General features: G+C 70.9%; 14 protein-coding genes and 1 pseudogene. 4 read left to right on the forward strand and 11 right to left on the reverse strand.

Annotated elements, in window-relative coordinates; translation table 11 throughout:
• Positions 1-363 precede the first annotated feature (363 nt).
• Positions 364-1,281 carry a carbohydrate kinase family protein gene (locus tag IEZ17_RS06795; RefSeq protein WP_229851967.1) on the forward strand — a complete coding sequence of 306 codons (918 nt, stop codon included), beginning with the start codon at positions 364-366 and terminating at the stop codon, positions 1,279-1,281.
• On the opposite strand, the pseudogene IEZ17_RS42060 reads toward IEZ17_RS06795, so the two are convergent.
• Positions 1,260-1,444 (reverse strand): annotated as a pseudogene (locus IEZ17_RS42060) (DUF6745 domain-containing protein); the annotation flags it as partial. The gene IEZ17_RS06795 and the pseudogene IEZ17_RS42060 sit on opposite strands and share 22 nt — an antisense overlap.
• Between IEZ17_RS42060 and IEZ17_RS06800 the strand changes: the two are divergent.
• Entirely contained in the window at positions 1,386-1,790 is a 405-nt protein-coding gene (locus tag IEZ17_RS06800) for a hypothetical protein (protein WP_373299748.1), read from the forward strand. The pseudogene IEZ17_RS42060 and the gene IEZ17_RS06800 overlap by 59 nt on opposite strands.
• Here IEZ17_RS06800 and IEZ17_RS06805 read toward each other — a convergent pair.
• From IEZ17_RS06805 to IEZ17_RS06815, 3 genes are read right to left on the reverse strand one after another with little or no spacing between them, the layout of a single operon-like run.
• Positions 1,763-2,668 carry an SAM-dependent methyltransferase gene (locus IEZ17_RS06805; RefSeq protein ID WP_189297418.1) on the reverse strand — a complete coding sequence of 302 codons (906 nt, stop codon included), beginning with the start codon at positions 2,666-2,668 and terminating at the stop codon, positions 1,763-1,765. The two genes, IEZ17_RS06800 and IEZ17_RS06805, sit on opposite strands and share 28 nt — an antisense overlap.
• A gap of 11 nt (positions 2,669-2,679) precedes the next feature.
• Positions 2,680-2,943, reverse strand: coding sequence for a DUF397 domain-containing protein (locus IEZ17_RS06810; protein ID WP_189297420.1), 264 nt, complete (start codon positions 2,941-2,943; stop codon positions 2,680-2,682).
• Positions 2,944-2,950: 7 nt separating this feature from the next.
• Positions 2,951-3,817, reverse strand: a complete 867-nt coding sequence (locus IEZ17_RS06815) for a Sco1979 family transcriptional regulator (RefSeq protein ID WP_189297422.1) — start codon at positions 3,815-3,817, stop codon at positions 2,951-2,953.
• 214 nt (positions 3,818-4,031) lie between these two features.
• On the opposite strand from IEZ17_RS06815, the gene IEZ17_RS06820 reads away from it, so the two are divergent.
• On the forward strand, positions 4,032-4,415 hold the full coding sequence (locus IEZ17_RS06820; RefSeq protein WP_189297675.1) for an ATP-binding protein: 384 nt from the start codon (positions 4,032-4,034) through the stop codon (positions 4,413-4,415).
• Between the two features lie 72 nt (positions 4,416-4,487).
• Here the strand turns inward: IEZ17_RS06820 and IEZ17_RS06825 are convergent, their stop codons facing one another.
• Positions 4,488-5,288: an SGNH/GDSL hydrolase family protein gene (locus IEZ17_RS06825; RefSeq protein ID WP_189297424.1), complete on the reverse strand. Its 801-nt coding sequence runs from the start codon at positions 5,286-5,288 to the stop codon at positions 4,488-4,490.
• 264 nt (positions 5,289-5,552) lie between these two features.
• Between IEZ17_RS06825 and IEZ17_RS06830 the strand changes: the two genes are divergently transcribed.
• Positions 5,553-6,362, forward strand: coding sequence for a tyrosine-protein phosphatase (locus tag IEZ17_RS06830; RefSeq protein ID WP_189297426.1), 810 nt, complete (start codon positions 5,553-5,555; stop codon positions 6,360-6,362).
• A 403-nt stretch (positions 6,363-6,765) separates the two neighbouring features.
• Here the strand turns inward: IEZ17_RS06830 and IEZ17_RS06835 are convergent, their stop codons facing one another.
• The 6 genes from IEZ17_RS06835 to IEZ17_RS06860 all read right to left on the reverse strand — a co-directional run bounded on the left by IEZ17_RS06835 (position 6,766) and on the right by IEZ17_RS06860 (position 15,062).
• Entirely contained in the window at positions 6,766-8,148 is a 1,383-nt protein-coding gene (locus IEZ17_RS06835; protein ID WP_189297428.1) for an aspartate aminotransferase family protein, read from the reverse strand.
• Positions 8,145-10,028, reverse strand: a complete 1,884-nt coding sequence (dxs, locus tag IEZ17_RS06840; RefSeq protein ID WP_189297677.1) for a 1-deoxy-D-xylulose-5-phosphate synthase — start codon at positions 10,026-10,028, stop codon at positions 8,145-8,147. Before dxs ends, IEZ17_RS06835 begins: the two co-directional genes overlap by 4 nt.
• A 103-nt stretch (positions 10,029-10,131) precedes the next feature.
• The gene (gene hpnH, locus IEZ17_RS06845) at positions 10,132-11,157 is read right to left on the reverse strand and encodes an adenosyl-hopene transferase HpnH (protein WP_189297430.1); all 1,026 of its coding nucleotides are present in this window, start codon (positions 11,155-11,157) and stop codon (positions 10,132-10,134) included.
• Positions 11,158-11,162: 5 nt separating this feature from the next.
• Complete coding sequence (locus tag IEZ17_RS06850) at positions 11,163-11,819, reverse strand: phosphorylase family protein (RefSeq protein WP_189297432.1); 657 nt, start codon at positions 11,817-11,819, stop codon at positions 11,163-11,165.
• Entirely contained in the window at positions 11,819-13,891 is a 2,073-nt protein-coding gene (gene shc, locus IEZ17_RS06855; protein ID WP_189297434.1) for a squalene--hopene cyclase, read from the reverse strand. Before shc ends, IEZ17_RS06850 begins: the two co-directional genes overlap by 1 nt.
• A gap of 106 nt (positions 13,892-13,997) precedes the next feature.
• The gene (locus IEZ17_RS06860; RefSeq protein WP_189297436.1) at positions 13,998-15,062 is read right to left on the reverse strand and encodes a polyprenyl synthetase family protein; all 1,065 of its coding nucleotides are present in this window, start codon (positions 15,060-15,062) and stop codon (positions 13,998-14,000) included.
• Between the last annotated feature and the right edge of the window lie 19 nt (positions 15,063-15,081).

Consider the following 15,081-nt stretch of genomic DNA (forward strand, 5'->3'; position numbering starts at 1 on the left):
ATCCTGTCAACGACTGTCCCAACATCCCCTTCCGGCGGTCGAGTAGAGCCCTTCCACCCGACATGCTCCGGCCCCGCGCCGCCGCTCCCACACCGTCGGCCACGCCCCGTCACCCGCTCGCCTCCGGCCGCCGCGCCTCCCCACCGGTTTCGCGCGCACGCTTCCCTCCCGCGGGTCACGCCAGTCCCTAACATCCCGATATGAGACGACTCTGCGTCTACACTCCCGACAGCGGGCGCGCCGCGCCCGCAGCCGCTCCCACCAGCAACGGGATTCATCTCTTCAGCAAGGGATTCAGGGACGCTTGTGACTTTCGAGCAGGAATCTGAGCCATATGACGTCCTCGTCGTCGGCGGATCGGGCGTGGACACCACCGTGCGGGTCGACGCGCTGCCCGTACCGCCCGCCGACACCCACGGAGTGCCGGCCATCCGCGAGGACGCGGGGCACACGGGCACAGGTGTCGCGCTCGGCTGCGCGACGCTGGGGCTCACCACCGGATTCGTCGATTTCCTCGGCGACGACCATCCAGGCACCCTGGTCCGGGAGCGCCTCGCCGGCAGCGGTGTCGACTTCCATCCGCTGATCTCCCCGCACGGGACCCGGCGGGCCGTCAATCTCGTCTCCCCCGACGGCCGCCGGATGTCCTTCTACGACGCCCGCGACCCGCTCGATCTGCGGATGCCGCCGGAGCACTACCTCCCCCTGCTGCGCCGCACCCGGCACGTCCATCTCTCCATCACCCACTTCGCCCGCTTTCTGTACGACGACATCGAGGCCCTGGGCCTTCCCGTCTCCACGGACCTGCACGACTGGGACGGCCTGACCGAGCATCACCGCGACTTCGCGCTCCGCTCGGACCTGGTCTTCCTCAGCACGGTCGGCGCCGGCGAACGCATCAGCTCCGTCATGCGGGAGATCCTCCGCGACGGCCGCGCCGAGGCGGTGATCGCCACGGCCGGCGCGGGCGGCGCCTACCTCCTCACGCCCGAGGACCGCACCCCGCGCCTGGTGCCCGCCGCGGTCCCGCCCGGCCCCGTCGTGGACAGCAACGGCGCCGGCGACGCCTTCACCTGCGGCTTCCTCTACGGCAGGCGCAGGGGCCGGGACCTGGAGGAGTGCGCCCGCCTGGGCGCGGTCGCGGGCGCCTACGCCTGCACCGCGGAGGGCACTCATAACGCCCTCGTCGGGCGGGCCGCGCTGCGCGCCGTGCTCTCCCCTTCTCCCCCGCCATCCGTGCCGGCCGCGGCCGACGCCCAGGTCTCCGCTACCGGCGCATAACTCTCCTCCCCCGGTTCGAAGTCCAGGCGACACCCTCGCGCGCCGTACGCGTCCACGGCGGCACCCGCAGCCGGTACGGGCGACGGGTGTCGTCCGGTTGGGGCGTGGAGTCGACCACCTCGCCCCTCACCACCGGCTCGTCGTCGGCGAGGTCGATGCGCCACCCGCGCCAGGCGCGCAGGGCGGCAGCGGGCCGCCGGTCCGCTGCCGATGTGCACGCTGGGTGGCCCGCTGGCACGGTCCGGCGCTGCCACTTCGCCCGCGCCGAGCCGGGCAATCCCTACGACGGCGGCTTCCGCGGCGCGCTGCGCCCGCGCCCCTGCCCACTGGCCGCCTGCGACTGCCCCATCGGCTGCGTCCACGTGGAGACGCTGCCGCTGTACGACGTCTTCGCGGGCGGCGTACCGGAGCGGATCCCCGCGGCGGGGCGGTTCCCCGCCGCGGGGATCCCGGCAGGGGCGCCGGCGCCGGACGGGTCCGTTCAGTCCTTGCGCCCCACCACACCGTAGAAAATGGTGTTGTTGAGCTCTTGCGGAGTGGGCACCGGACCGTCCGGCCGCCAGAGCGGTACCCGTACGACGCCCGGCTCCAGCAGGGCGAACGGCCCGAGGAGCGCGGCGATCTGGGCCTTCGTTCGCAGCACGAGCGGACTGGCGGCGCTCTTGTAGACGTCCTCCACGTTCGACCGCGCCACCTCGTCGGTGCGGCCCTGTGGGTATCCCTCGTAGGGCTCGTGGGTCCCGTGCGAGAGCACCAGGTGGCTGCCGGCCGGCAAGGCTTCGGCGAGCCGGGCGATCAGGCCGGCCGGGTTCTCCTCGTCCGCGACGAAGTCCATCACGCCGCCGATCAGCAGTCCCACCGGCCTCTCGAAGTCGATCAGTTCGCGGACCACCGGGTGGTCGAGCAGCGCCTTGCCGTCGCGGATGTCGCCCAGCACGAATCCTGTCTGCGGGGTGGTGGCGAGCCGGGCCCGGGCGTGGGTGGCGACGATCGGATCGCTCTCCACGTACACCACCCGGGTGTCGGGTGCGGTCTCCCGGGCCACCTCATGGGCGTTGGGCGAGGTGGGGATGCCGGTGCCGATCTCGACGAACTGCCGGATGCCGGACGCGACCACCGCGCGGACCGCACGCTGGACGAACGCGTGGTTGGCGCGGACGCTGTCGCGCACCTGCGGGTGCACCTCGATGACCCGGTCGGCGGCCACCCGGTCGACCTCGTAGTTGTCCCAGCCGCCCAGGAAGTAGTCGTACATCCGGGCCGGATGCGGACGGCTGGTGTCGATCTCCTCGGCCGAGAAGCCCAGATGCTCGGGCCCAGGGGGGTACGGACCGATCTCCGGTACGCCGGACCCGGCCGCCTCCGGAGTGCTGTGCTGGTCGCTCACGGCGTCCTCCCTCAGTGCGCCGTGCACGGCGCGGCGGAGAGCAGGAAGTCGGCGTGGCCGGCCTTCGCACCCTCGATGAAACTGACCATCTCGCGATGCGTGTAGATCAGTGCGGGACCGTCCGGGTCGGTGGACTGGCGCAGGGCTACCCGGCCGTCCCGCAGGCGCATGGCCTCCAGGCACTCACCGCCGTTTCCGCCACTCCACGGCTTGTGCCAGCCCTCTGTGCCGAGTTCGTTGGCGGGCATGCCGTTGTAGATACGTATGCGATCCATGGGGGGTTCAGATCTCCTTGCGAAAGCCACCCAGAATGGCCTCGGTGGTGTGTGCCGGCGCGGCCTGCGCACACATCCGGTCCAGGGCCTCCAGGTACTGCGAGACGTCGTTGCGCTGGTCGAAGTACACGGCTCCGACGAGGCTTTCCGCATACGCGATGTCCGGAAGCTCCGGGATCGGGAAGCGGAAGATGTGGAACGGCCCGTACATGGCGGGGTGCGGGCCCGCGGCGAACGGCATCACCTGGAGCCGCACGTTGGGCAGCTCGGTGGCCTCCATCAGCCGGGTGATCTGATCGTGCATCACCTTGGGACCGCCGATGGGCCTCCGCAGCACGGTCTCGTCCATGACCGACCAGAGCATCGGCGCGTTGTCGCGGGTCAGCAGTGCCTGCCGCTCCATGCGCAGCGCGACGATCCGGTCGACGTCGGCGGGGGCGGCGTGCGGCATGCCGGCACGCAGCACGGCGGCGGCGTAGTCCTCGGTCTGCAACAGCCCGGGGACGTAGTGCGGTTGGTAGGAGCGGATGAGGTTGGCTTCGCTCTCCAGGCTGACGAACGCGCTGAACCACTCGGGGAGTACGTCGCGGAAGCGGTGCCACCAGCCGGGTCGGTTGGCCTCGCGGGCGAGGGAGAGGAAGCCCTCTATCTCCTCTTCGTCGGTGACGCCGTAGGTCGCCAGCAGCTTTTCGACGTAGGGGAGTTTGAGGCCGACCTCGGCCTTCTCCATCCGCCTTATCGTGGCATGGGTCACATCCAGTGCCGCGGCGGCCTGCTCGAAGGAGAGCCCCGCCTTCTCCCGCAGATCCTGTAGTCGCTTGCCGAGCACCACCCGCAGGACGGTCGGTGCACCCGCAGACCGTGGGTCCGCCACGTCCGATCCCCTCCAACCAGCTTCAGTGTTCAGCAGTGTGTCATGCCGTCATCAGCTCGAACAGACTGCACTTTCAATTCTGCAAATTACAGAGTGATCCTTGCCAACGGTGACCAACATCGCACATAGTTATGTCGTGGCTTCCTACAAAAACGCTCCCTCGTTAGGGCGATGCGGCGGTTTCCTCGCCCAGAGCCCACAGGACGCGTTCCACTTGCCGGCGCGATGTACGTCCGTGCCCGAGGCGCGCAGGCGCGTCAGCACGCTGCTGCGTGAGTGGGGTGCGGCTGAACAGGTCCGCGACGACGTGGAGTTGGTGGTCACCGAGTTGTTCACCAACGCGGTGCGGCACACCGACAGCGAGAAGGTCGGCTGCGAAGTGACCGTCGTCGGCGCGCACATACGGATAGAGATCACCGACGAGGGCGGCCCCGGGGCCGCCGCGCCGCACGCCCAGCCGGGCAGCCTCGACCAAGAGGGCGGACGCGGCCTGTTCCTGGTCGGTGCGCTGTCCGACAGCTGGGGCACCCGGCCCGACGACGGCGGCCGGGGCCAGGTCGTCTGGGCGGACCTGCCCTACCGCGACGCCACGCACTGAGGCCCCGCGCCGCCGTCAGGGCGGACATCGGGGCCTTCTCGTACGGGAGCGCCTTCTCGTACGGCGGTGGTGCTACAGCGGCAGCAGGTCGGGCCGCTTGGGTTCGACGTGGTCGCCGGAGGACTCACCGCGCAGCCGGCGGCCGATCCACGGCACGAGGTGCTCGCGCGCCCAGTGGATGTTGTCCCGCCGCGCCTCGGCGGCCGACCGCTCCGCCTCCGGAGGCCACGGCTGGTCCGGGTCGGCCGGCACCGTCAGCCCCAGCACCTGCGCGGCGCGCAGCGCCACCCGGGTGTGGCCGTCGGCGGACAGGTGCAGCCGGTCGTCGCTCCACGCCCGCCGGTCCTGCACGGACTTCAGCGACCACAGGTCGAGCACCGGGCAGTCGTGCCGGTCGGCGATGGCCCGCACATGGGCGGTGTACGTGGCGATCTTGCCGCGCAGATGCTTGAGGACCGGCACCCCACGGGTGTCGAAACCGGTGCACAGCAGCACCGCCCCGACCGACTCGCGCAGATCGGCGACCGCCGCTTCATAGCGCTCGGCCACCGCGTCCGGATCCGAGCCCGGCCGCAGGATGTCGTTTCCGCCGGCACAGAACGTGACCAGCTCGGGGGCGAGCTGCTTGGCCCGGGGCACCTGCTCCTCGACGATCTGGTCGAGCAGCCGCCCCCGGACGGCGAGGTTCGCGTAGCGGAAGTCCCCCTCGTCCCGCTGGTCAGAAAGCAGGACCGCAAGGCGGTCCGCCCAACCGATGTACGCCCCGTCACGGCCGGGATCCCCGACCCCCTCGGTGAAGCTGTCCCCGACGGCTGCGTACGACCCGATGGCGCTTTTCGCGCCGTTGCTGTTGTTCTTCGAATCGTCTGCCACGTCAGGACATACTTCACCTTCCGAAGTGACTTACGCCACCGTAACCAGGGGTTGACGCGAGGTGATTAATGCCACCAGGTCAATTTCCATTCAAGTTGGAATAAGAATCGAGCATGCAGTGCTCACTCTGCGCGCCATATCGGCGATGATGCCCGCCGCCACCGGAGCATTGGCCTCCGATTGCCTATTGCATCAATGTCGTATCGTCGAAGCAGTTACGCTTCGTCGACGAGCAGCGTCGGCGGCCGACCACAAGGAGCGCCCGTGACGCAGCAGACGCCGCAGGTCCCCCAGGCCCAGCCCGAGCTCGCGGAGGTCCGCAACTTCCGTGACGTGGGCGGACTGCCGACCGTGGACGGGCGTCGTATCCGGCACGGCAGGCTCTATCGCAGCGGTCATCTGGCGCACGCCACCGAAGAGGACGCCGCATTCCTCACCGGGCTCGGGCTGCACACCGTTTTCGACTTCCGCAATGCCTCGGACATCAAGCTGGAAGGCCCGGACGTCGCGCTCCCCGGTGTGCGGAACGTCAACATCCCGCTCACCGACCCGGCCGACGGCGCGGAGTTCTGGACGATGGTGCGGGACGGCGAGCTCGGCCAGCTGCGGGGCGCGCTCGGCGACGGGAAGGCCGCGGCCCGTATGGCCCACACCTACCGCGAGATCATCACCACCCGCACCGAGGACCACAGCCGGGTGCTGCACGCCCTCGCCGAGGACAGCGTCCCGGCGCTGATGCACTGCGCGGCCGGCAAGGACCGTGCGGGCCTGTCCATCGCGGTCACCCTGCTCGCCGTCGGTGTGGAGCGGGACGCCATCGAGGCGGACTACCTCAAGTCCAACGACCCCAGCCGCCGCTACAAGATCCGCCGCTCGGACAGCTCCTCCGTGGGGATGTCCCCCGAGGTCATGGACCTGCTCTCGCCGCTGTTCGGGGCGGACGCCGACTATCTCTCGGCCGCCTTCGCCGCGATCGAGGAGACCTGGGGCTCGACCGAGTCCTACCTCTCCGACGGCCTCAAGCTGGCCCCCGCCACCCGCGAGCGGCTGCGCGAGCAGTTGCTGGAGGACTGACCCCGGCCCGGGTGGGTCACGGCCCGCCGACCCACCCCGCCGCGAGTACCGGCCCCGACTTCCGGTGCACGGCGAGAAAGCCGAACGGCCGGTCGTGGGCGACCGAGATCCGCTGCGCCCGGTACGGCGGAGCCATCGGCGCTCCCGCGGCCATCGCATCCGCCTTGAGGCCCGGCGCACCGAAGGTCGCACTCGCTCCGCTCCGGGGACGGCCGGATAGCCTCCGGCCGTCCTCCCCGCCACGCCTTCGCCGGCTCCTGACTACCCGTCAACTCAGGCCCGCCGCACAGCAGATGGACGTCCAGGCCGTTGCCGCCTCGCCCCGTACGGCGACCAGCGGGCCGTCATGTCGTTGCCGGCCGCGCCGTCGCCCCGGCGACCGTCCCCTCCCCCACACGCGCTGTCAGCGGTTGGCGACCGCCTGCTTGACCAGCGTCCGCCCGAAGTCCCACATCAGACCGCCGCCGCTGTGCGCGTCGTCCATGACGGCCGTGAACGCCGCAACGAACCGGTCCACTTCCCGTTCACCGATGATCAGCGGTGGGATCAGCTTGATGACCTCCAGGTGATCGCCGGAGACCTGGGTCAGGATGCGGTGGCGCTGGAGCAGCGGGACCACCACCATCTGCGCGAACAGACCCTTGCGCGCCGCTTGCAGCATCGCCCAACGGCTGCGCAGGCCGAGCGACTTGGGGCGGCCGAACTCGATGCCGACCATCAGCCCGCGCCCCCGGACGTCGTGCAGCAGCTCGTAGCTGTCGATGAGCGCCGCAAGCTTGCCGCGCAGCAGGTCGCCGGTGTGCCGGACCCTGGCGACGATCCCCTCGTCCTCCATCACCGAGAGCACCGCGAGGCCCGCCGCCATCGCCTGGGCGTTGGCGCCGAAGCTGGCGGAGTGCACCAGTACCCGGTCCATGGACGAGTAGACCTTCTTGAAGATCCAGTCCTTGCCGAGGGTCGCACCGACCGGGACATAGCCGCCGGACAGCGCCTTGGCGACACACACCAGGTCCGGCGCCACCCCCTCCTCGTGCTGGTAGGCGAAGAAGTCACCGGTGCGGCCGAGCCCGGTCTGCACCTCGTCGGCGATCAACAGGGCCTTGTGCCGGTGCAGCAACTCCTGTGCGGTCCGCAGGAATCCGGGCGGCGTGGGGTGTACGCCCTTGCCCTGGATCGGCTCGACGATGAAGCCCGCCACATCGCCGCGCCGCAACTCCCGTTCCAGCGCGGCCAGATCGCCCATCCCGACGGCGGTGTCCGGCAGCAGCGGCGCGAAGCCGTCCCGGAAGCCGTCCTCGCCGTTGACCGAGAGCGAGCCGGTGGTCAGCCCGTGGAAGGCGTGGGCGCAGTACAGGATGCGGGGCTTTCCGGTGGCGTAGCGGGCGAACTTCAGGGCGGTCTCGACGGCCTCGGTACCGCTGTTGCCGAAGAAGACCCGGTCGAGGTGGGGTGCGTGGCCGAGCAGCTTCTCGGCGAGCAGACCGGGCAGCGGCTGGCAGTCGAAGCGGGTGAGATCGGCCAGCTGGGCATCGAGGACGTCGTGCAGGGCCTGCCGGACGACGGGGTGGTGCCGGCCGAGGCCCATCACCCCGAATCCGGCGAGCATATCGAGGTGGTCCTGGCCGTCGGCGTCCCAGAAGTAGGCGCCCTCGGCCCGCTCGTAGACCTTGTCGAAGCCGATGGTGTGCAGCATCCGCGGCAGCTGGTGGTTGAGATACCGGGCGTGCAGGTCGTAACGCTCGGCGCCCCGTTCGGCGAGCAGCTTCCGGAGATCGAATCCGGTCACGAGGCGTCCTCCTCACGGGCGGCCAGCGCGCCGCCGATCCGGTCGGCGATCCCTGCCGGGGTGAGGCCCAGATCGGCCAGCAGCTCACCGCGTTCGGCATGCGGCAGGAACTGCTCGGGGATGCCGAAGGTACGCAGCGGCACATCTACTTCGGCGTCCCGCAGCGCCTGGCCCACCATCCAGCCGACCCCGCCGGTACGGCAGTTGTCCTCGACGACGGCCACCAGGCGGTGCATCGCCGCCAGTTGGACGATCGCCGGGTCAACCGGCTTGACCCAGCGGGGATCGACGACGGTGGCCTCCACTCCGCGCTCCGCCAGCAGCTCGGCGGCCCGCAGGCACACCCGCGCCATCACCCCGACCGCGACCAGCAGCACATCCGGCCGCTCCGCCTGCCGCAGCACGTCCGTACCACCGGTCCGCGCGAGGGCCGGAATCGGCTCGCCCACTGTCTCCTTGGGGTAGCGCAGCACGGTCGGCGCGTCGTGCACGTCCAGGGATTCCCGCAGCTGGGCACGGAGTTGGCCGGCATCGCGCGGTGCGGCGATCCGCAGTCCCGGTACGACGCTCAGCAGCGACATGTCCCACATGCCGTTGTGCGAGGCGCCGTCGGTGCCGGTGATTCCGGCCCGGTCCAGGACGAAGGTCACGCCGCACCGGTGCAGCGCGACATCCATCAGGACCTGGTCGAAGGCCCGGTTGAGGAAGGTGGCGTAGACGGCGAAGACCGGATGCAGCCCGCCGGTGGCCAGCCCCGCGGCCGATACCGCGGCGTGCTGCTCGGCGATCCCCACATCCCAGATCCGGTCCGGGTACGCAGCGGCGAACCGCTCCAGCCCGAGCGGCTGGAGCATGGCCGCCGTGAGGACGACGACGTCCTCCCGCTCGGCGCCGATCCGGACCATCTCGTCGCCGAAGACGGACGTCCAGGACGGCGCGCCGGCCTGTGCGGCGGGCGCGCAGGTCAGCGGGTCCAGCACCCCGACGGTGTGGAAGCGGTCCGCCTCGTCCTCCAGGGCCGGCCGGCAGCCGCGGCCCTTCTCGGTCAGGCAGTGCACCAGCACCGGACCGTGGAAACCCGCGGCCCGGCGCAGTGCGGACTCGACGGCCGCGATGTCATGGCCGTCGATCGGGCCGAGGTACTTCAGCCCCAGGTCCTCGAACATGCCCTGCGGTGCGATGAAGTCCTTGAAGCCCTTCTTGGCACCGTGCAGCGATCCGTACAGCGGCTGCCCGACGACCGGGGTGCGCTGGAGGACGTCCTTGCCCCAGGCCAGGAAGCGCTCGTAGCCGTCGGTGGTGCGCAGGGTGGCGAGGTGGTTGGCCAGGCCGCCGATGGTGGGCGCGTAGGACCGCTCGTTGTCGTTGACGACGATGATCAGCGGGCGGTCCTTGGCGGCGGCGATGTTGTTGAGCGCCTCCCAGGACATGCCGCCGGTCAGCGCGCCGTCACCGACGACCGCCACCACGTGCTCGTCGGTACCGCGCAGCCGGCGCGCCTTGGCCAGCCCGTCGGCCCAGCCCAGCACCGTCGAGGCATGGCTGTTCTCGATGACGTCGTGCGCGGACTCGGCGCGTGCGGGGTAGCCGGACAGCCCGCCCTTGGCGCGCAGGCGGGAGAAGTCCTGGCATCCCGTCACAAGCTTGTGGACGTAGGACTGGTGGCCGGTGTCCCAGAGGATCCGGTCGGTGGGCGAGTCGAACACCCGGTGCAGGGCGATGGTCAGCTCGACCACCCCCAGGTTGGGCCCCAGGTGCCCGCCGGTGCGAGCGACCGCCTGCACCAGGAACTGCCGTGCCTCCATGGCGAGTTCCTTCAGCCGGGCGGGCGGCAGTGCCTTCAGGTCGCGTGGTGAGCGGATCTGCTCCAGCAGCGTCATGGGCGGTCCCCCTCCAGTGATTCGGCTGATGGTGACGTCGGGGGTGCCGGGCAGGCCGGTGACACCGGCGGGCGCCGGCGTCACCTGCTCGCCCCTCACCACCTCACCCGCGGTTTCCCGCGACGGTCTCCTTGGCGGCCCGGAGGGACTCCTTGAGGGAGCTCATGGTCGCCAGTACGGCGGTGGGCTCATAGCCGCAGTGCGCCATGCAGTTGGCGCACCGCGGATCCTTGCCGCGGCCGTACTTGCCCCAGTCGGTCTCCTCGATGAGCTCCCGGTACGTGGGGACATAGCCGTCGCTCATCAGGTAGCAGGGACGCTGCCAGCCGAAGAGGGAGTAGTTGGGGATCGCCCAGGCGGTGCACGGGAAGTCGGCCTTGCCCTCCAGGAAGTCCAGGAAGAGCGGGCTGTGGTTGAGCCGCCAGCGCCGCCGGTTGCCGCCCGAGAAGGCTTTCCGGAACAGCTCCCGGGTCTGCTCCACGCCCAGGAAGTGCTCCTGGTCGGGGGCCTTCTCGTAGGCGTAGGCGGGCGACAGCATCATCTCGTCGACCTGGAGCTCGTCATTGAGGAAGTTCAGTACCTCGATGACGGTCTGCGGGGTGTCGGTGTTGAAGAAGGTGGAGTTCGTGGTGACCCGGAAGCCGCGCCGCTTGGCCTCCTTGATCGCTTCGACCGCCTCGTCGAAAACGCCTTCCTTCGCGACGGACTCATCGTGCCGTTCGCGCATCCCGTCGATGTGCACCGCGAAGGCGAAGTACCGCGAGGGCTGGAACATGTCCATCTTCTTACGCAGCAGCAGCGCATTGGTGCACAGGAAGACATATTTCCGGCGCGCCACCAACTGCCGTACGATCTCGTCGATCTGAGGGTGCATCAGGGGCTCGCCGCCGGCGATGGAGACCATCGGGGCGCCGGATTCCAGCACCGCTCCCACCGCCTGCGCCACCGGCATCCGCTGCTTGAGCACTCCGGCCGGGTGCTGGATCTTCCCGCAGCCCTCGCACTTCAGATTGCATGCGAAGAGCGGCTCCAGCTCGACAATCAGCGGAAACTTCTCCCGCTTCCGCAGCACTTTCTGTTCAAAGAGATAGGTCCCGACCCGGACGGACTGGCGGAGCGGCATAGCCATCTGGCTCACCTCCTGGGGAGCAGCAAAGAACGGTGCCATTCAAAGAAAACCGGAGCCACGGAGCGCAGCACCCGGAACGCCGATATTCCACCGCGCAGGGTCCCGATGCGTACGAGTTCATGTTCTGGAGCGTCCACGACCACCCGGACGGCCGCAACCGGTCGGCGGCCGGCGCGCACCGCGGCCCCGAGCGTGGCGGCCGACTCCATGTCCACCGCGATGGCGCCCTGGGCGTGCAGGGCGGCCCGCTCCGCGCCGCGTACGACATGGCCGGAGCCGCGCAGCAGTCCGGTGTGCACCCGCAGCCCGCGCTGCCGCAGGGCCCGCAGCAGCGGACCGTTGTCCCGGCAGGGCACGTCCGGCACGCCGGCCCGGTGGTCGCGCGTCGCAGCCGCGACGACCACGTCCCCGGGCCGCATCCCGGGTGCCAGCCCGGCGCAGAAACCGCTGGCCACAACGGGGGAATCCGCGGTGGCCGAGCCCTCACCCAGCGCGGCGGCGATGGCGCGTTCCGCCGCCTGGGGGCCCATGCCGGTCCGGAGCGTGACCACGGGAGAGTCCGCTGCCCCGCCGTCACCGCCCCGCAGCGCGAACCGTTCGATGCCGAGCGCACAGGCGACCAGCAGCGGCGGATCCGCGTCCGGCGGGGGCCGTCTCGGCATCAGGCCTCCACCGGCACACCGGCCGGGCCGCCGTTGACATAGCGCCCCAGGGCCGTCAGCGGGAAGACCTGGCGGTAGAGGTGGTAGTTGATGGAGAAGTCCCAGGGAAAGCCGGTACCGGTGAAGTACGGCTCGTCCCAGGAGCCGTCCGGCAGCTGGGTGTCCACCAGCCAGCGCACCCCGCGCCGGACCGCCGTGCCGTCCCGCTCGCCGGCCGCGAGCAGCGCCATCAGCGCCCAGGCGGTCTGCGATGCGGTGGAGGCGCCGCGCCCTGCCCAATTCTCCTTGTCCTGGTAGGAGCGCTGGTCCTCGCCCCAGCCGCCGTCCTCGTTCTGCACCCGCTCCAGCCAGCTGACGGCCCGTCGGACGGCGGGGTGCGAGCCGGGGATGCCGGCCGCGGCGAGCGCCGGCAGTACCGACCCCGTGCCGTAGACGTAGTTGGTGCCCCAGCGCCCGAACCAGGCGCCGCTGGGCTCCTGTTCGGCCAGCAGCCAGGCGATGCCGCGGCGGGTGCGCGGGTCGTGGGCGCGGCCGACGTCGGCGAGCATCTCCACGACATGGGCGGTGACATCGGCCGACGGCGGGTCGATCACCTCGCCGAAGTCGCAGAACGGCAGCCGGTTGGGGAACGGGCTGGTGTTGTCGGCGTCGAACGCGCCCCAGGCGCCGTTCCTCGACTGCATACCCGCGTTCCAGCACACCGCCCGACCGACCGCCGCCGCGACCCGCTGCGGGTCGGGGTGCCGGACCCGGCGCAGCGCGAGCACCACCTCGGCGGTGTCGTCGATGTCCGGGTAATTGTCGTTGTGGAACTCGAACGCCCATCCACCGGAGGGGAGTTGGGGCCTGCGGACGGACCAGTCGCCGGGCCGGTCGATCTGCTCGGCGAGCATCCAGTCGGCGGCCTTGACCAACTGCGGGTGGTCGGCGGGCAGTCCGGCGTCGGCCAGCGCGATGGTGGCCAGGCAGGTGTCCCAGACCGGGGACTGGCACGCCTCGATCATCCGGGCGCCGTCCTCGCGCCATACCGCGAACCGGTCCAGGGACTCCAGGCCGCTGCGCAGCACGGGGTGGTCGAGGTCGTAGCCGAGCAGGTGCAGGGCGATGACGGAGTAGACGGCGGGGGGCTGGATGCCGCCCCAGCAGCCGTCGTTCTCCTGCCGCTCGACGATCCAGCGGGCGGCCGAACGCATCGCGGCGGCGCGCGGCTTGCGCAGCGCGACCTTGTGGTACAGGTGCAGCGCCTTGTCCAGCCGCTGGAAGACGCCGTCCCAGCTGGTCGCGGGGGCGGGCGGGCGCGGCGGGTTGGGGCGGCGGGGGTCGGTGTGCAGCTCGTCGAGGGCGAACGGTGCCGGGCGCACCGGGCGTTTGGCCGAGACGATGGTCAGTGGCACTATCGTCTGCCGCGCCCAGCAGCCGAAGGCGTGGATGCTGAGCGGGAACCACTTGGGGAAGTAGATGAGTTCCGGGGGGAGTTCGGGCAGGTCGTCCCACTTCCACCAGCCGAAGAGGGCCAGCCAGATGCGGGTGAAGACGCGGGAGGCGGCGACTCCGCCGTGCGCCCGGACCCAGGCGGACGCCTGCGCCATGTGCGGCGCCTCGGGGTCGTCCCCGGCGAGCCGCAGCGCCACGTACGCCTCGACGGTGGTGGAGAGTTCGCCGGGTCCGCCGTAGAAGGTGGCCCAGGTGCCGTCCGCGCGCTGTTCGCCGCGGATGTAGCGGGCGCCGGCCTCGGTGAGCTTGGGGTCCTGGATGCCCAGGAACTGACGGAGCAGCAGATCTTCCGCGTCCATCGTGACGTTGGTTTCGAGGTCGCCCTTCCACCAGCCGGCGGGGTCCTGGACGGAGAGCAGGTGGTCGGTGGCGCGGGCGGTCGCTTCCCGTGCGGCGTCCACCGTGTCCTGCACCACGGCGGTACGTGCCCTGCCGGTCGTGCCGGCCTTCCCCGTCCCACGGGCCTTCGCGGTCCTGCGGGGCTTCGCGGTCTGTTCGGTCTTTTCGGCGGTGGCGTCGCCGGCCGAGGGGGCCCGGGGCGGCTGCGCCCCGGTGCTTCCGTCGGTCGTCGCTGTCATGGCTTCCCCTTCTGCAGTGAACTGTCAATGCGTCTTCAGGGATTCCGTCGGCCGGCGCCCGGCTGGCACCGGCCGGCGACTGCGAGCTATTGCGTGGTGATGGTCATCATCTCTCTCGTACGACGACGAAGTCCGCGAGCGCGACGAGCTGCGCGCGGACCTGCTCCGGCATGTCGACCTCGTCCAGCGCGGCGACGGCGGTGGCGTGCTGGCGGCGGGCCTCCTCGGAGGTCCACTCCCGGCCGCCGGCCTCCTCGATCAACGCCGCGCGGGAGGCGAACTCCTCCTCGGTGAAGTCCGCGATCTCGGTCTCGCTCTTCTTGGCGTCGGCCGCCAGGATGTCGGCGAGGCGCTCGGAGGCGGGCCCGCCGGCCGCCAGCGCGGCCACGACCGGCAGCGACTTCTTGCGCTGGCGCAGATCGCTCCAGGTCTGCTTGCCGGTGGACTCCGGGTCGCCCCAGATGCCCAGCAGGTCGTCGACGGCCTGGAAGGCGAGGCCGAGGTGGTAGCCGTACTTCTCCAGGATGTCCGCGGTGCGGTCGTCCGCGCCGCCGAGAACGGCGCCGATCGAGACGGCGCAGGCCAGCAGCGCGCCGGTCTTGTTGCCCTCCATCTCCAGGCACTCCTCGACGGTGACCCGCTCGCGGTGCTCGTACGAGATGTCCTGGGCCTGGCCGTCGATCAACTTGCGGGTGGCCAGGGTCAGTCGGCGGGTGGCGCGGCCCGCGTCGACGGTGCCGAGCTCCAGCAGTATTTCGTTGGCCAGCGCGAACAGCGCGTCGCCGACGAGGATCGCCTGGGCGGGGCCGTGCACCTTCCAGACCGTGTCGCGGTGCCGGCGCTGCTCGTCGCCGTCCATGAGGTCGTCGTGCAGCAGCGAGAAGTTGTGCACCAGCTCGACGGCGACCGCGCCGGGGATCCCGACCTCGGGGGCGGCGCCCGCGGCCTCGGCCGACAGCAGCGCGAGCGCGGGCCGCACCGCCTTGCCGCCGTCGCCCGCGGTGGGGCGGCCGTCGACGTCGATCCAGCCGAAGTGGTAGGCGGCGACCGCGTCCATGGGAGGGGCGAGCCGGTTGACGGCGGCACGCAGCACGGGGGTGGCGAGCGTCCGCCCGCGCTCCAGCAGCGCGGTGACCCTCGCGGTGTCGATAGCTGGGGAAGCCGGGTTCACGGTTTCTCCTCTGTTTCCG

It is taken from the genome of Streptomyces albospinus (genome assembly GCF_014648695.1).
GTDB classification, from domain to species: Bacteria; Actinomycetota; Actinomycetes; order Streptomycetales; family Streptomycetaceae; genus Streptomyces; species Streptomyces albospinus.

Excerpts from the sequence above, each read along its gene's own strand:
- hpnH (WP_189297430.1), bottom strand. The coding sequence starts at position 11,157 with ATGGCTATGCCGCTCCGCCAGTCCGTCCGGGTCGGGACCTATCTCTTT.
- shc (WP_189297434.1), bottom strand. The coding sequence starts at position 13,891 with ATGACAGCGACGACCGACGGAAGCACCGGGGCGCAGCCGCCCCGGGCC.
- IEZ17_RS06810 (WP_189297420.1), bottom strand. The coding sequence starts at position 2,943 with ATGGATCGCATACGTATCTACAACGGCATGCCCGCCAACGAACTCGGC.
- IEZ17_RS06850 (WP_189297432.1), bottom strand. The coding sequence starts at position 11,819 with ATGCCGAGACGGCCCCCGCCGGACGCGGATCCGCCGCTGCTGGTCGCC.
- dxs (WP_189297677.1), bottom strand. The coding sequence starts at position 10,028 with ATGACGCTGCTGGAGCAGATCCGCTCACCACGCGACCTGAAGGCACTG.